We start from the raw sequence: 16,480 nt of genomic DNA, 5'->3' as shown, positions 1-16,480 counted from the left end.
CAACCGCGAGATAAAATATGTGGCGTTTTCTCGGACAACATCGTGTGTTACTGCTGATTCTGTTGCTGGTGCTGATCGGCCTGCACCTGCTCAGTAGCGGGCTGCGGCAGCAAACCGAGTTGTCGCTGGTCGGCAAAATCATCCTTACCGTCTACACGCCCATCTACAAGGTACTCTCCTGGCCCTTCGTCAAAATTGCCAACGGCATCGGCCACTACTTGTACCTGGTCAACGTCAAGGAAACCAACGAGAAGCTCCGCCACCAGAACGCCGTGTTACGCGGCAATCTCGTAGAACTCAACGAACTGCGTACCGCGAACAAACACTTGACCGAAATACTGGAAATGAAGGTGCCGAACACGAGCCCGGTGGCGTACGCGAGCATTATCGGCCGTGGCGATAAGACCGCGTTTCATGTGATTCTACTCGACAAAGGCACCGGCGGCGGCATCGTCAAAGGTATGGCCGTCGTCGCGCCGAGCGGCTTGGTCGGCTACGTTGCCGCGGTCACGAAACGCGCGGCGAAGGTTGTACTGCTCACCGACGCCGGGGCGCGCGTCGACTCCGTCATTCAGCGCACGCGTGAGCCCGCCATGGTTTTCGGCCTCGGCAAAGATCGGTGTACCGTGCACTACCTGGAGAGTGGCGCGGATGTAGCCGAGGGTGACGTGCTGGTTTCATCCGGCTTGGGCGGTATCTTCCCCAAAGGCATCGCGGTGGGCGTCATCCAACACGTTGAGCGCGGTGAATTCGACGTCATTCGCAATATCACCGTAGCGCCCGCCGTCGACTTGGACCGCCTCGAGCACGTCGCGATCCTGCCCTCGGTGGCCGCCGATTTCGAGGGCTTGAAGCCTTGAGGAAATTCGTCGCCTATCTCGTGGCCGCATTGTTGTTTGCGGTTCTGCAATCCATCCTCAAGCGCTTGTTTGGAACTCAGACCGGACCCGAGTTCTTGTTCATCCTGGTCATTTTCTCGGGCGTCTACCACAAGCCCTTCGGTGGTTTGATCCTCGCGTTCATTTTGGGGTTCGTCGCCGATTCTCTGTGGGGGCTGATGCCCGGCCTTTACGCCGCGCTGTTCACGATCACCTTCGCCGTTTGCCGCATCGCGGGGCGGCGGTTCTACATGCGCAGTCACCTATTCCAGATCGCTATCATTGCGGCGATGACCTTCGGGGTTAAGCTGCTGGAAATCACGTTTCTCAATTCGGTGGAGACGCGCACGAATTTGGGTTGGGGAACCTATCTGATCCTATGGCGTCCGTTGCTTTGGAACGCCATATTCGCCATTCCTGTGATTTTCGTCCTCGATCGTTTCGAACAATTTTTCGGCGACGAGTACGCCAGCCAGTTTATCGATCGCCGGGAGTTTCTGTAAGTCATGCAACAGGAAATCGCCGGCGAGAAGCAATACCAAAAATCATTCAACCGATTATCGGCGGTCATCGTCGCGGTTTTTGCCATCCTTTTGGCCCGCTTGTGGTACCTGCAGGAAATCCAAGGTCCGCAACTTCAAAAAAGCAGCGAAGCCAACCGCATCGGCGAGTATCGCATCGGCGGCCCGCGCGGGATGATTTTCGATCGCGAAGGCGAAGCGCTGGTCGACAACCGCCCGTCCTTCGATGTGATCTACAACCCTACCCTCGTCCCGAAGAAAAAGCGGCGCGCGTTCTTGTATCGCGTCTGCGAGGAGATCGGTTGCGATGTCACCTTGGCCGAAGAGCGACTGCGACGACGCCCTGGGGCGATTACGCTCAAGGAAGACATCAGCCGTTCGGAACTCGCCCGCGTCGAAACCCTGGCGATGCTCTACGAGGGCAATCAGTTTCCGTTACGCATCGAGCAAACGGGGAAGCGCACCTTCACGTTCGGCTCGCTTTTCGCTCACGTGATCGGCCACACCGGCGAGATCAACCAACAACAACTCGACCTGCCCGAATACGCCGGCTACCGCCCCGGTGACCGCGTGGGCCGCACCGGTGTCGAGGCGACCTACGAGAAGCACCTGCGCCCCGGCTTTGGCTTAAACAAGGTCGAGGAAAACGCCCGCGGCGTCAGCATTCGCCAGCTCGAATTCGTTCCCGCGGAACCGGGCAAAAATCTGGTTCTCAATCTCAGCCGCCGCCTGCAACACACCGCGGCTCGTGCACTGGCGGGGCACGCGGGCGCCATCGTGGCGCTCGACCCCCGGAACGGCAAGGTTCTCGCGCTCTACAGCGCCCCTTCCTTCGACCCGGAATTATTCACGCGACCGCTCTCGAAGGAGGAGTGGGCCTCGCTGAAAGACAAGCCGCATCACCCGCTGCAAAACAAAGCCATCGGCGGTTTGTATCCGCCGGGTTCGACCTTCAAAGTCGTTTCGGCCCTCGCCGGTTTGCAGGAGGGGGAAATCACGCCGAAGAAAGGCTTCGAATGCCTGGGTAAGTGGCGGTTCGGCGAACGCGATTTCCGCTGCCACAACGAACGCGGCCACGGCTTCGTCAACCTGTACAACAGCATCATGCGAAGCTGCGATGTGTACTACTACAAGCTTTCGGTGGAGCTCGGTATCGACCGCATTTCCAAGTACGCCCGCATATTAGGCGGCGGCTCCAAGACGGGCATCGACATTCCCGGTGAGTTGGACGGCTTAATACCGGACCGCGAGTGGAAGGAACGCGTCTACCATAAAAACTGGATGCCGGGCGAGACGCTCAATACGGCGATCGGCCAGGGCTCGGTGACGATGACGCCGCTCCAATTGGCGGTGATGTACGCCGCCATCGCCAACCGCGGCACGCTCTACCAGCCGCAAGTCGTGGACAAGGTGCTGGCGCCGAACGGCAAAGTGATCAAACAATTCGAGCCCGTCGTGGTCTCCGAAGCCGCCTTTGACGAAGAGAATTTCGATCACTTGCACAAAGCGCTGTCGATGGTGGTCAACGCGCAGGGCGGCAGCGCCTATCATATCCGCCTCAAGAGCATGCTCGTGGCGGGGAAGACGGGAACCAGCCAGGTGCGCCAACTCGGCCGCAACCGGGCGACATCGCGGTACGTGGATTACAAGTACCGGGACCACGCCCTGTTCGCATCTTTCGCGCCGGTCGAGGAACCGGAAATCGTGGTCATCGTTGTGGTGGAACACGGCGGTTTCGGCAGCCGCACGGCGGCCCCGATCGCCCGGATGGTTCTGCAGACCTACGCCGCCATGCGCGCCACACAAGCCGTTGAAAGAGCCACTCAATAATGGGATAGTCCGCGCATGTTGAAGCGACGCGCCTCCATTTTCCGCAACCCCGACAGCCGTTACACCGGCCGGATCGATCGCCGCCTCGTGGCGAATTTCGATTGGCCCTTGTTGACCATTTTGCTGCTGATCCTTCTGGTCGGTCTGGTCAATTTGTATAGCGCCACGCATCACGACGAGGTGCATCAGGGGCGATTCACGCTGCAGTTCGTATGGATTCTCGTCGGACTGGTGCTGATGGTCCTCGCGTTCGCGGTGAACTACCAGGTCTACAAAAACTTGGCCATCGGCATCTTGGTGGCCGTCGTCATTTTCTTATTGGCCACGCTGGTCATCGGATACGTCAGCCACGGCGCGCGGCGCTGGTTAATTCTCGGCCCGTTACGCTTCCAACCCAGCGAGTTCGCCAAACTCGCCGTCACGTTGGCGCTCGCGAAATTTCTTTCCGAAAATCAAAGCGGCGCGGGCCTTTCGATCAAGGAGCTACGTTGGCCCGCGGCCATCGTGCTCGGGCCGACGCTGCTGGTGCTGCTCCAACCCGACCTCGGCACCGCTATCATGACGCTGCTGATCGCCGGCACGATGATCCTTTTCGTCGGTGTGCGCAAAAAGACATTGATCGGCCTGGGCGTTTCCGGCGCGTTCCTCGCTCCCGTGATGTACTTCTTCCTGCTGAAGGACTACCAGCGCGAACGAATACTCACGCTACTGGACCCGGCTCGCGACCCCACCGGCACGGGCTGGCACATTCGACAATCGTTGATCGCCATCGGCTCGGGGCGGACCTTCGGCAAGGGCTTTTTAATGGGCACCCAAACCAAACTCGACTTTCTCCCCGAGCAACACACCGACTTCATTTTCTCGGTGATGGCCGAGGAATGGGGATTTATCGGCGGCTTCGTGATTCTCGCCCTCTTTTTTGCGCTGGTCATGTGGGGCCTGAACATCGCCATGCAATCGAAGGATGAATTCGGCACCTTGCTGGCCGTCGGGTTGACCGCGTTCGTTTTCTGGCACGTCGTGGTCAATATTGGGATGGTGCTTGGATTGCTGCCGGTGGTCGGCGTGCCGCTGCCCTTCGTGTCTTACGGTCGAACATCGCTGCTCACGATGATGATAGCGGTCGGGTTACTGCTCAACATATCCAGCCGACGATATATCTTCTGATCACACGCGAAACGACGCTTCGCCGCCGCACGCCGCGCAACGCCCCTGGTCGTCGAGACCGACGCTCCGCGTACGATAACCGCTGCGTTTGACAAGCTGTGCGCCACATTTCGGACAATGCGTATCCGCCCCGCCGGCCACGTGCGCGTTACCGGCGTAAACGAATTGTAGCTGCTCGCGCGCGATTTCGACTGCCGCTTCCAGACGCGCGATCGGCGTGGGCGGAGCCTCGTGGCGGTGGTTCGGAAAATACCGTGATAAGTGCAGCGGGATGAGCGGCGATACCGAAGCGAGCCACGACACCAATTCGCGCACCTGTCGCGGATCGTCGTTGGCGTCGGTGACCAGCAGGTTCGTCACCTCCACGTGAACGCCCGCCCGCCACGCGGCCTCCACGTTGCGCCGCACGGGCGCGAGACGCCCCCCGGTCAGGCTGCGGTAGAACGCGTCGTCACCCTTGACGTCGATGTTCATGGCGTCGACGTGGCCGCAGAGTTCGTCCCAAGGTTCGCTTTCCAGATAGCCGTTGGTCACCAAGACAACCACCCGACCGGCGTCGTGCAACAGCCGCGCGTTGTCGATGATGTATTCGAACCACACGGTCGGTTCGTTGTAAGTAAACGCGACCCCGATGGAATCCGTCCCGCCCGCCTCCGCGGCCAAAGCCTCCGGGGAGAGGTAACGCGTGTTCACGCGTCCGGTGGAAAGGTGCCAGTTCTGGCAAAAACGGCACGCAAGATTGCAGCCGTTGGCACCCACGGAAAGAATCGGGCTTCCCGGGTGAAAGTGATACAGCGGTTTCTTTTCAATCGGGTCGATCGCCAGGGCTGCCACCTGTCCGTAGCGCACGGCGATCAAGTTGCCGTCGCGGTTGGCGCGATGCCCGCAAAAGCCTTCCCCATCCAGGTCGATGACACAGTGACGCGGGCACAACTCACAGCGACACTGTTGCCCTTCGAGCTTCGTTTGAAAGCGCGCGGTGACGGCTGCGGCAGTCATGGTTTACTCGTTCGGTTTTTTACAGCAACGGAAGCCGACCAGGTAACTTTTCGTATTCGCGCTTGCCGGGACGCGAATCGCACAGCGCACGGCGTAATCCGGCTGGTCCGCAGCGCCGCCCTTGAGAACGTATGACGACTTCCCGGTCGCGATCGGCGAGGCTGTCCACTCGCGCACATTTCCCGACATGTCGTACACGCCGTACCCCGAGCGACAACCGGCCCAGCCGCCCGCTGCGGCGATGCTGCGTTTCTGGCCTTTTCCGTCCTGCGTTGCGCAACGGTTGGCATTGTAGTCGTTGCCGTATGGGAAACGCCGGTTCGCGGGCCCCTTGCAGGAGCGTTCCCACTCGGCTTCCGTACAAAGCCGCTTGCCAACCGCGGTGCACAGGTTCTTGGCCTCGTTCCAGGTTATGTTGGTTTTCGGGGCCTGCCCCGGCTGGTTGGGATATTCGTACAAATCCACGCAGAAGGGCGCGACGTAGGTCGGCGTATTTGGTTTTTCTCCTGCGCGCCGCATCGGATCGGTCGGCGAACTGCCCATACGCACCGAACCGCCGCCGACATACCGCATACCCTCGGAGCATTTCTTCGCCACCGGTATGACGACTTCGGGCGTTTCAGCCAAGGCTTCTTCTTTGCCCTCGAGGGCTTTGGTTTTGAGATCGAGCAACTTGGCGTTCATGGGTTCGACAAGCAAACCGTCATTGGCGCTGGCGATGGTTTCGTCCCATTTTTTGCCGCTGAGGTATCCCTCGGCCAAGTCGATTTTTGTTTGCACGATGGCCTGCCGCGTTTTTTTGGCGTCCGGTTGGTTTTTATCGATCTCCTCGATTTTCTCGCAGGTGCTCAGCGCGCAGGAGCCCTTCGGCTTCACGTAGACTTTATTCTTCATGAACCAATTGAGTTCCTTGACCAATTTGGCGATCTTCTTCGGGTCGGATTGAGTCGCCAACCCTTTTTGCACCGCAGCCAGGTATTCCTTGAAATCCGGATCGTTCGGTCGGATTTTCAGCCCCTGCTTTACCAGGGATAACGCCTTCTGAAAGTCTTCGACGGCGATGAGCGATTCGATTCGCTTCGCAAGATTCGCCAACATTTTGTTGCGGGCTTCGTCCGGGAATGCGTGGTGCGGATCGAGTTTTTCAATCGCCACCACCTTATCCAACGCGGCGTTTCCCGAGGGGTACACAAAGCGATTCTTAGCGATGAGTGCGTTTGCCTCGTTGATCAGCGCCGCAATCTCCTGCGGGATATCTTCCGGAGTTTTTTCCGGAGTCGCCTCCGGTGTCGGTGAGACATCGGCCACGACGGGTGTGGGCTCGGTCGGCGGCGGCCCGCCAAGCCAGTCGCTTAAATACCCGTACGCGAGCACCATCAAGGCCACGAGCGCCGCGCCGATAAAGGCCGCCACAAGCAGCCCCGCCGCGCTTTTTTCCGCCTTGGGTTTCGCTTCGCGGGGTGGAGTCTTCGGTTCCTCGGGCTCAGGCTTCGGCTCAGGCTTTTCTTCGTCGCCTTCAATCCAATCGTCGACGCCGGAGACGATGTCCTCGAACGTGACTTCACCCTCGATTAGGTCCTCGGTTCCTTTTCCGCCCTCAACGATGGCTTCGCCTTCGACCTCCCCTTCCTCGGCTCCAACTTCTTGTTCTTCAGCGGCCGATTCGGCGAGAGCTTCTACTGCTTCCTCCTCGCCTTGTGCGGCCTCTTCAGCTACCGCGCCTTCAACGATTTCTTCTTCGGGCGGCGCTTCTTGTTCGCCTTCCTCTTCGCTTTCCCGCTCCGGCGGTTGATCGAATAGGTCGTCGACGAAAGCCGCCTCGGCAACCGGTTCTTCGGCAACCTCGGCCTCTTCCGCCACCGGCTCTGGCTCTTCCGGTTCGGGTTCTGCTTCGACCGGTTCTTCCGCAACCTCGGGTTCGGCTTCTTCCGGCTCGGGCTCTTCTGCTACCGGTTCTTCTTCAACCTCCGGCTCGGCCTCTTCCGGTTCGGGTTCTGCTTCGACCGGTTCTTCCGCAACCTCAGGCTCAGCCTCTTCCGGTTCGGGTTCCTCTTCGACCGGCTCTTCGACAACCTCGGGTTCCGGCTCAGCCTCTTCCGGTTCGGGCTCTTCCGCTACCGGTTCCTCCGCAACCTCCGGCTCAGCCTCCTCCGGTTCGGGCTCTTCCGCTACCGGTTCCTCCGCAACCTCCGGCTCAGCCTCTTCCGGTTCGGGTTCTTCGGCTACCGGTTCTTCCGCAACCTCAGGCTCAACTTCTTCCGGCTCGGGTTCTTCCGCTACCGGTTCTTCTTCAACCTCCGGCTCGGCCTCTTCCGGTTCGGGTTCTGCTTCGACCGGTTCTTCCGCAACCTCAGGCTCAACTTCCTCCGGCTCGGGTTCTTCCGCTACCGGTTCTTCTTCAGCCTCAGGCTCGACTTTCTCCGGCTCGGGTTCTTCTGCTACCGGCTCTTCTTCGACCTCAGGCTCAACCTCTTCCGCATCGATTTCCCCAAAAAGCTCATCGGCTGCGGCCGCGACATCCCCTTCAATACCGGCCTGTATCTCGGCTTCTTCCGCCGGGGCCTGCTCCTCCACAATTTCGGCTTCGACCTCTTCGAACACGTCGCCCACTTCTTCTTCGGGCGTTTCCTCGACTTGCGGGGCCGGCGGCTCTTCCTTATCGTCCAAACGCACGGATTCCGGCGGTTTTGCCGGTTCTTCGCCGCGGCCAATGGCTTCGCTTTTCGCGATGGCGTTATCAAGCAGGTCGTCAAAAGCGTCGGCGACCCATTGCCCGTCGGCAGGTTCCGCGTCGCCGGTCGCCGACATGGCAAACGGTTCCGGCAGGGAACCGGCGACCTCAGCCAGTGCGTGCCGGAACTCGTCGTAATCGGAGAATCTCTTATCCGGTTTCGGCGCCATGAGACGCCCGATCAGATCGTCCCACTCTTCGGTAACGGCCGCGTTGACTTGCGAGACCGGTTTGGATCCTTTTCTCGGAGGGCGACCGGTCAGCAATTCGTAGAGAAGCGCACCGAGCGCATATTGGTCCGCCGCCGAATCGACTTTTCCGCCGAACGTGACGAATTCCGGCGCGAGGTAATAGTACGGCGCTCCCGCGGAAAGCTGCAGGCTTGCGTATTTGCTGAAGCTAAGCAGGAAGTTGGTGCCCATATCGGTGAGAAGTACGCGCGGATCCTCGGGCAACGGCCCCTCGGGCGACATGCCGAGCACGTGAATATTCGACGGCTTGACGGCGCCGTGGCCCGAACGCTTCGGCAAGGATCCTAGAATATCGCCGATTCTGGCGACCAGCACCGCGGCGCGATGGGGATCGGCGGTTCCGGATTCCTCGGCAAGGAATTCCAGGAATTCTCGAAGGCCGGCGCCTTTAATGTAGGGTAGCAGGAGGAACTTCATTCCATCCTGCTCGCCGACTTCCAGGGGCCTCACAACCTGTGGATGCTTCGCCGCCTTTTCATCGTACGTGGACTTAACTTTCGCTGTCGGGATATAGCCGGGTACAATCCTGGGAAGAAAGACTTTTAAGGCGTAGGTTTTGTCACCCTCCGTGACACGAAAAACCTCGGCCATGGGGCCCCGCCCTATTAATTCCTCGATCGCAAAGCGGCCGGCAAACGTCGAGCCAACGGATAGACCCGTTTTCGTGGCGGCCATTGATCCTCCCTGGGGTAGTCTGCTCTGTTTCTGGAAGCATATAGAATCACAGCTAAACGTAGGTGGCAAGTCGAAATCGGATCGGGCGGCTGCTTGACAGGCGACGATGGCCCTTTCTAACGTACGATGCGCAGCATCGGGAGGTCTGACGTGCAGAAGTTTACCGGTCTGTTTGCGATATCGACCGCCGCTTTGGCGCTGGCTTTCGTGCTCGTGGCGATATTGCGCCGCTTTCTGCTTCGCCGCCCGCTGGACGTGTTCAGCATGTGGCGCGAAACACGCATGGTCGTGTACGCCGCCGTCACCGCCGCACTCTATTTTGCGCTGCTGGTTCCTTTTAAGTGGGCGGTGCTGGTTCCCGGCCTCACCGAGATTCGTCCGGGCGCGGCCGCGCCGTTGGCGCTGTCTTTTCTGCTTGGACCGGCAGCCGCCTGGGGCGCGGCAATCGGTAATTTCATCGGCGATTTCTTCGGCATGTTCGGCCCCGGAAGCCTCGTCGGTTTTGTGGGGAACTTCTTGTTGGCCTATGCCCCCTACGCCATTTACCGCGCCTGGATCGGACACCGATCACCGATCGGCATAGGATGGCGCGGGCCGTTCGTCGCGGCCGTGGGGATCATCGCCGGGTCTCTTGCTTGCGGCACCTTCATCGGTTGGGGTGCGCATTTGATCGGGCTGGCGCCCTTTCGGGTGTTGGCGCCGGTGATCGTGATCAACAACGTGATCGTCGGTCTGGTTCTGGCGCTCCCGCTCGTATTGTTGCTCTATCCCCGCGCCGCGGCCTGGGGCGTCACCTACTACGAAATCATGGATGAAAAGGACGCGGCGCCTGCGCCGACCGCCAAACTGGGATCCGTGATTTTCATTGTCGCGGCCCTCACCGGATTGATCACCGGCGTCGCGCTGCAATCGTTCTTGGGAGTGGACGCCACCGCGCCGTGGGTGCTCGGGCTGGCGGTTTCTCCCTCCATCCTGGCCATGTTCGTCGGCCTGTTGTTGTTGTAGGGCGATGGCCGCTCCACTCCGCTTTCGCGATTTCTCCTTCACGTATCGACGGGCCGCGTCACCCGCCTTGCGCAACGTCGATTTCGAATTATCCGCCGGGGCCTTCGTCGGCCTGACCGGTCGCACCGGCGCCGGCAAAACGACGCTGGCGCGCGCAGCTATCGGGCTGGTTCCTTATTCGCTATCTGGCGACGTGAGCGGAGGGGTCGAATGTTTCGGCGAATTGCTCGCGCGCGACAACCGTCACACCGCAGCCCAACAGGTCGGTCTGGTGTTTCAGGATTTCGAGGCTCAACTCTTTTCGACCTCGGTTCGCGGTGAAGTCGCATTCGGTTTGGAAAGTCGCGGCGTGCCGCCATCGGCCATGCCTGCGCGAATCGACACGGCGCTGCAGGCGGTGGGTTTACTGCAACTGGCCGATCGCGATCCGGGCAGCCTTTCCGGTGGGGAGAAGCAGCGACTGGCCATCGCGTGTGTGCTCGCGGTCGAACCGGACATCCTCGTGTTGGATGAGCCGACGACCGATCTTGATCCGCAAGGCAAGCAGGAGATCGTGGCGTTGTTGCGCGACCTGGCCGACGAAGGCCGCACCGTTCTGCTGATCGAACACGAAGCCCGCTTGCTCGAATTGGCCGACCGCGTCGTCGGCTTGCACGAGGGTGTCTTAGATCATGACGCGCCGTTCGCCCAATGGCGCCGCGACGCCGGGCTTTGTCTCGCGCACGGTATTCAACCGCCGGACCTGACGGTCTTGGCCGAAGCCATGGGTTGGGATGACGTGCCCGCCGACGTGGACGCGGCCTTGGCGGCGTTGCGTGGTTTCGATGCCATACCACCCGAACCGGCCCGGCATGCCGGTGAAGCCCTGTTTTCGTTCGAGGACGTCTCCTTCGAATACGAGCCCGGCCGTCCCGTCGTGCGCCACGTCGATTTGGAGATCCGCCGCGGTGAAGCGATCGCTGTGCTGGGAGCGAACGGCGCCGGAAAAACGACGCTCGTGGGGTTGCTCAACGGTCTGCGGCGTCCCACCGGTGGGCACGTACTATTCGACGGGCGTGACACGACGCAGATGTCGATCGGCGAACTGGGCGCTCACGTCGGCTTTGTTTTTCAGAACCCGGACCACCAGATATTTGCGCCGACGGTTTTCGAAGAAGTCGCCTTCGGGCTCAAAACGCGCGGCTTGGCTCCCGCGGATATTGCCGAGCGCGTCGGGAACATTCTGGAGAGCGTCGGACTATCCGGGCACGAGTCATGCGATCCATTCGTGATGACCAAGGGAGAACGGCAGAAGTTGGCGCTGGCGGGCGTGCTCGTCTTGGAACCGGAAGTGATCATCATGGACGAACCGACGACCGGCCTGGATGCGGTCGAGCAAGCGGCCATGAACGAATTGCTGCGACGCCTTAACGAGCGAGGGCATACGGTAGTCGTCATCACCCACACGATGCAAAGCGCGCTGGAAGTGGCGCGCCGCGCGATCATCGTGGACGAAGGCGGCATTCTCGCCGACGGTCCCGTGCACGACCTTTTTGCCGACCGGGACATGCTGCGTCGCGCGCGACTGAGTTTGCCGCCGGCGACCGAATTGTCTTTACGGCTGGGCTGGGGGGCTCTCTCGGCTGCTTCGTTGGCGCGCCGGTTGCGGGAAGCAAAGCCATGAACGTGTCGTTTTATCAACCACGCAGCGCGTTTTTCATCGCGACGCATCCAAGCGCGCGGTTGCTGAGCGTGATTGCGCTGTTCGTGCCGGCGTTCTTCACCGACGATCCCGTTTTTCAGAGTGTCTATTTCGGACTCACCCTGCTGCTGGCCTTGGGTACGAGAGCAACGGTCAACCTCTGGCGCCTAAAGGGACTGGCGCTTTCGATATTCCTTGTTTCATTGGTGCTGTGGACCCTGTCCTTACCCGGCCGCACGCCGCTGTTTTCATGCGGTCCGTTGACGATATACGACGAAGCGATGATGCACGGTTTGGGCCGGGCTCTCCGCTTGCTCAGTTTTCTGGTTTTAGGCGTGGCGTTCTTGACGGTCACCTCCATCGAGGAATTCACGTACGGGCTGCGCAGCCTCGGTGTTCCATATCGTGTCGGTTTCGCAATCAGCCTCGCGTTCCGGTTGGCGCCGCTTTTCTTGGAAACCGCCGGCCACGTGGCCAACGCGCATCGGGCGCGGGGCGTCGAACTGGACAAGGGGCCTTTCTGGCGTCGGTGGCCGCGTTACGCTCCATTAATGGTGCCGGTATTGGTGTCCGGTTTCCGTCGCGCCGACCAGATGTCGCTTGCTCTGGAAGCGAAAGGATTCGGCTTTCCGGGCCCGCGAACGCACCTCATTTCCCGCTCGCCAACGTGGCGAGATGGGCTCTTGCTTTGTGTTGTGATTTCGCTCAATATTGGCGGACATTTTCTAACAAAGTTTTAGTTCGCGACTACGCGCAAACGTTCCGGAGTAGGATTGCAGACGATCAACGGCCACGTAAAGCACAGCTTTATTTCGGTGTTGGCGGCGACGTTGGCGCTTGCTTTGCTCATCCCGGCCGTTGCGAACGCCGACTCCTTTTTCCACTACGGGTTCTCACCGCGAGCCATTGGCATGGGAAACGCCTTCGTCGCCACGGCGGACGATTGGTCGGCTTCCTATTACAATCCCGGCGGCATCGGCTTCCAAACGCGTCCGGCGTTGGGAGTCGGGTATTGGGCGAACTTTGCGGACCTGGATCCGGTCGGTGTCGACGAATTGAGTTTGGCCGATTCGCGTTCTCTGACTTTCGGCGCCGTGCTGCCCCTTCCCTTCGACAGCGGGCCGTTTAAAGATCGCTTCGCGTTTGCCATCAGCGGGTATGCGCCGGAAGGGCGCCTCCTGCAAATGAACGTCGATGCGCCCAGCACGCCGAACCTCATCACCATGCAGAACGCGCACCGCACCAACGCCACCTATCCTTCGTTGGGGGTTCGCATCACCGACGGACTCGGTGTGGGCGTGGGTGTCCAAACCTTCATCGATACCATCGGCGAGCTGAACGCGAAGGTCGATCCTTCCGGCGATCTGGTTACGCAGGTCGGCGAAGAGTTGTTGATTGTCTACACGCCGACCGCAGGCCTGCTGTTTCGCCCCGGCGAACATTGGGACGTGATGGCCGGTTGGAATTTCGGTTTCGTTTTCCGCGAGGAAACCTACACAACGTATTCCATCCCGGTCAGCGCGGTGCTGGACCAGATTCCGTTCATCGTTCAATTTGACGCCATCAGCTTGTTCACCCCGCGCCAGTACGTCATGGGCATCGCCTACGGGCAGGAGCGTTGGCGCGTAGAGGCCGACCTCTCCTATAACGAGTGGTCGCGTTTTCCCGACCCGAACTTGATTATCAGCGTGGACGTGGCGATTCCCGTCGTCCCGATCTCATTTCAGAACAGCATCAAACGGCCGCCGCATTTTCACGACACATTGACGCCGCGCTTCGGCGCTGAGGGCACCGTGTTGGCGACGCCGAGCGTGGATATGCTGCTGCGCGGCGGTTATTCCTACGACCAGTCGCCGGTGCCGCCGCAGACGGGATATACGAACTACGTGGACGCCGACAAACACATTGGCGCAACATCGCTGGGCGTCCGCTGGTACGGCGTGGGCGACTATCGCTTCGGTGCACCGCTGATCGTCGACGTATTTTATCAAGCTCAGTACCTGCCCGAGCGGGTGCATTACAAGAACCAAGATTACGTTCATCCGGATCACCCGGGTTACCCGAAGGTGGGCGTGAGCGGCATGCTGCATTTGGTTGGCGTCTCGTTCAGCACCTTCTTTGATTATGAGTAAGGGTATGCGGAGACTTTTGCCGATACTGCTCGTTCTGCTTTGCGCCGTTCCGGCCGCGGCTGGATCGTACGACGTATTCGGCACCGGTGCGCGGGCGATCGCCCTGGGCGGAGCGTACTCGGCGATCAGCAACGATATCTCCGGCTTGTACTACAACACCGCCGCCTTGGCGCAGGTCGAGCGGCTGCATGTGGAGTTTGGCTACGCTTACGCGCAGCCGAAGATGATCATCAACGGCCGGGCGCAAAACATCGACGATCACCGCGGCGTGACCCTCGGCGGCATCTTGTCGACAAAGGTTTTCGACCGCCGGCTGAGCCTCGGTCTGAATGTATTCATGCCCGACCACCACATGCTTCGTTTCTTGGTTTTGTCGATTAACCAACCCCACTCGGCGTTCCGTCACAACGCGAACCATTCCTTCACGATCATGTCGGGAGCCGGGTACGAGATTTTCTCGTGGATGCGCGTGGGCATGGGAATCAATGTCCTGGCCAAAGAAAAAGGCGGTATGGACTTCGCCATCACCGAAGACCGCCCCAGTGAGGGCGCGGTGTTCAGCGAGTTGAGTCCGAATTACGCCTTGATGGGCGGCCTGCATTTCACGCCGACCGAGTGGCTGCGACTGGGACTAGCCTTCCGCGACAAGCTCGAACTGCAGTTCAACCTGCCCAACGACATCGGCATTCCCTCCCTGAAGATATTCGACGGTAACCGGCTGCAGGTGCTGCGTCCGAGCCAGCTTTATCTCATTGCCGACTCGAACAGTCATTTCAGTCCGCGAGCCTACGTGCTGGGCGCGGCGTTCGACATCACCGACCGCTGGCTTGCCGCGTTGAACGTGGAATACAACGAGTGGTCGGACATGAGCACCGACGCACCCTACGCCTCGGCTTTCGTTTACGGCGGTTTGGCCGATGTGTTCCCGACGCAGCCGGGTCGGCGACCGAAGCCGCCGGACTTCGACGACGTTTTCAGCTACCACGTGGGCGCGGAGTTCCGCCCAGTGCTCAGAGAGCACCTCCGGGTGGACGTGCGCACCGGTTACTGGTATCGCCCGACGCCGGTACCCGAGCAACGGTACGCCAACAATTATCTGGATTCCGACACGCATATTTTCTCGGCCGGCGCCGGGATTCGCGGCGACGACTTAAGCAAGTACCTGCCGCGTTCGGTTCAGTTCGACACATTCTTCCAGTATCAATACGGCCAGGAACGCGTGTACAAAAAGGCAGATCCCACCGACTTCCTCGGCGATCTAAAATTCCAGGAGACCTGGTGGAATGCCGGCGGTAACCTGACGGTGAGGTTCTAACGATGCGTGTGCGCCCGTTCTATATCGTTATCGTTGCCCTGGTCGTCGTTTTTCTCGCGGCCTGCGGGCAAATGGGTGATCGCTACGGTTCCACATCCGGCACCCCCGCCAACGGCTCGGCACCGTGGTACAAAATCGACTTGGATTTGGACAAGGATCTCGTGCAGTCCTACGTCCTTTACGGCGACGCCACTCATTATCTGAACGAGCCGTGCTACCTGCGGGCCGACGGCAAGTATTTTCTGTTTTACGAGGTCGATGAAATCGACCTGGACACGGATATTATCCACGACAGCTACATCATGGCCGCGGCAAGCGACGACGGCGTGGATTGGCATTTGCTCAACAACCACCTGCCCGTGCTCAAGGCTGAGGAAGCCTGGGAAACCGGCGGCGTGGGTGCGCCAAGCGTTTCGTGGGAAGACAGCCGCTTCGTGATGTATTACGCGGGCGGCGCGAGCACGGGTATCGGCCGCGCCACCAGCGACAACGGCATGGTGTGGACCAAAAGCGACAGCAATCCGCTCCTCGTGCCGAACCAGGTGTGGGAAGGCGGCGAGGAAGGCGTGGTCGGCGCGCCCTCGGTGCTCCATCACGATGGCCGGTACCGCATGTATTACAGCGGCGGCGTGGTGGACGGTCCCGATTTGGCCAGACGAATCGGATACGCCATCGGTTACGCCGAGAGCGACGACGGTTTGGATTTCGTCAAGCGCGACGTGTCCGGTCGTGATTCAATTCACGACGGCGCGAGCGTGGAGCCGATATTCCGCGCCACCCAGGAGTGGGAATTTTATGCCGATGAATTGGGACTGGTGGCCAGCCCTGAGGTTCGGGTAGACCGCCCGGTGGATCGCGACGTCTACCGCCTCTACTACACCGGTAATCTCGTGGGCGACTTCATCTTGCACGACGTCGGCATCGGGACGGCGGCGAGTTTCGACGGCCTGGAATGGGAAAAGGCGACGGACTTCGCCAATCCGATCGTCAACGAGCGCTTCCCGCTGACCCTCTTCGGCGCGTCGCAATACATCACCTACGGCGAGTTCGCGCCGAGCGTCATCAAAAAGGGTAACTCCTACCGCATGGTCTTCGGCCAGACCGACCTGGTCGAAAGCAACCAGGGTATCGGCTTGGCGGTGCATCCGCGCCCGGACAGCCTGTAACGCGCTTTCTCTTTGCATTTTGGATTCGCCTCCACTATTATCTGAAAAGATTTTCATCTTCAGATTGGGCATCGTTTCTAACCAAGTTGGACCCGCCGTGACAAATCGCCGATGACGGTTCGCGGCGCA

Annotated in this window: 12 protein-coding genes; 10 read left to right on the top strand and 2 right to left on the bottom strand. The window is 60.2% G+C overall.

Annotation, left to right across the window (positions count from 1 at the left end):
* The first annotated feature begins 17 nt into the window (after positions 1-17).
* Genes mreC through rodA form a run of 4 tightly spaced genes read left to right on the top strand, consistent with a single transcriptional unit; the run spans position 18 to position 4,396 of the window.
* A complete protein-coding gene (mreC, locus tag P9L99_02920; GenBank protein ID MDP8222286.1) occupies positions 18-860 on the top strand; it encodes a rod shape-determining protein MreC in 843 nt (280 codons plus the stop codon).
* A complete protein-coding gene (mreD, locus tag P9L99_02915; GenBank protein MDP8222285.1) occupies positions 857-1,381 on the top strand; it encodes a rod shape-determining protein MreD in 525 nt (174 codons plus the stop codon). Before mreC ends, mreD begins: the two co-directional genes overlap by 4 nt.
* A gap of 3 nt (positions 1,382-1,384) precedes the next feature.
* A complete protein-coding gene (gene mrdA, locus P9L99_02910) occupies positions 1,385-3,229 on the top strand; it encodes a penicillin-binding protein 2 (GenBank protein MDP8222284.1) in 1,845 nt (614 codons plus the stop codon).
* Between the two features lie 15 nt (positions 3,230-3,244).
* Positions 3,245-4,396 (top strand): rod shape-determining protein RodA, encoded by a 1,152-nt coding sequence (gene rodA / locus P9L99_02905; GenBank protein ID MDP8222283.1) that lies wholly within the window; start codon positions 3,245-3,247, stop codon positions 4,394-4,396.
* Here rodA and amrS read toward each other — a convergent pair whose 3' ends face one another.
* Positions 4,397-5,395: an AmmeMemoRadiSam system radical SAM enzyme gene (amrS, locus tag P9L99_02900; GenBank protein MDP8222282.1), complete on the bottom strand. Its 999-nt coding sequence runs from the start codon at positions 5,393-5,395 to the stop codon at positions 4,397-4,399.
* 3 nt (positions 5,396-5,398) lie between these two features.
* On the bottom strand, positions 5,399-9,052 hold the full coding sequence (locus P9L99_02895; protein ID MDP8222281.1) for a bifunctional serine/threonine-protein kinase/formylglycine-generating enzyme family protein: 3,654 nt from the start codon (positions 9,050-9,052) through the stop codon (positions 5,399-5,401).
* Between the two features lie 150 nt (positions 9,053-9,202).
* Here P9L99_02895 and P9L99_02890 point away from each other — a divergent pair, with 150 nt between their 5' ends.
* Genes P9L99_02890 through P9L99_02865 form a run of 6 tightly spaced genes read left to right on the top strand, consistent with a single transcriptional unit; the run spans position 9,203 to position 16,351 of the window.
* Complete coding sequence (locus tag P9L99_02890; GenBank protein MDP8222280.1) at positions 9,203-10,057, top strand: QueT transporter family protein; 855 nt, start codon at positions 9,203-9,205, stop codon at positions 10,055-10,057.
* 4 nt (positions 10,058-10,061) lie between these two features.
* Positions 10,062-11,720 (top strand): ABC transporter ATP-binding protein, encoded by a 1,659-nt coding sequence (locus tag P9L99_02885; protein ID MDP8222279.1) that lies wholly within the window; start codon positions 10,062-10,064, stop codon positions 11,718-11,720.
* On the top strand, positions 11,717-12,478 hold the full coding sequence (locus P9L99_02880; protein ID MDP8222278.1) for an energy-coupling factor transporter transmembrane component T: 762 nt from the start codon (positions 11,717-11,719) through the stop codon (positions 12,476-12,478). The genes P9L99_02885 and P9L99_02880 overlap by 4 nt, the downstream gene beginning before the upstream one ends.
* A 33-nt stretch (positions 12,479-12,511) precedes the next feature.
* Entirely contained in the window at positions 12,512-13,870 is a 1,359-nt protein-coding gene (locus P9L99_02875) for a hypothetical protein (GenBank protein ID MDP8222277.1), read from the top strand.
* 4 nt (positions 13,871-13,874) lie between these two features.
* Positions 13,875-15,185, top strand: a complete 1,311-nt coding sequence (locus tag P9L99_02870) for an outer membrane protein transport protein (GenBank protein ID MDP8222276.1) — start codon at positions 13,875-13,877, stop codon at positions 15,183-15,185.
* Between the two features lie 2 nt (positions 15,186-15,187).
* The gene (locus P9L99_02865; protein ID MDP8222275.1) at positions 15,188-16,351 is read left to right on the top strand and encodes a hypothetical protein; all 1,164 of its coding nucleotides are present in this window, start codon (positions 15,188-15,190) and stop codon (positions 16,349-16,351) included.
* The last annotated feature ends 129 nt before the right edge of the window (positions 16,352-16,480 follow it).

The sequence above is a fragment of the Candidatus Lernaella stagnicola genome, assembly GCA_030765525.1.
Classification (GTDB): domain Bacteria; phylum Lernaellota; class Lernaellaia; order Lernaellales; family Lernaellaceae; genus Lernaella; species Lernaella stagnicola.
The sequence above is the reverse complement of the archived record's forward strand: the minus strand, read 5'-3'. Positions and strand labels throughout refer to the sequence as shown.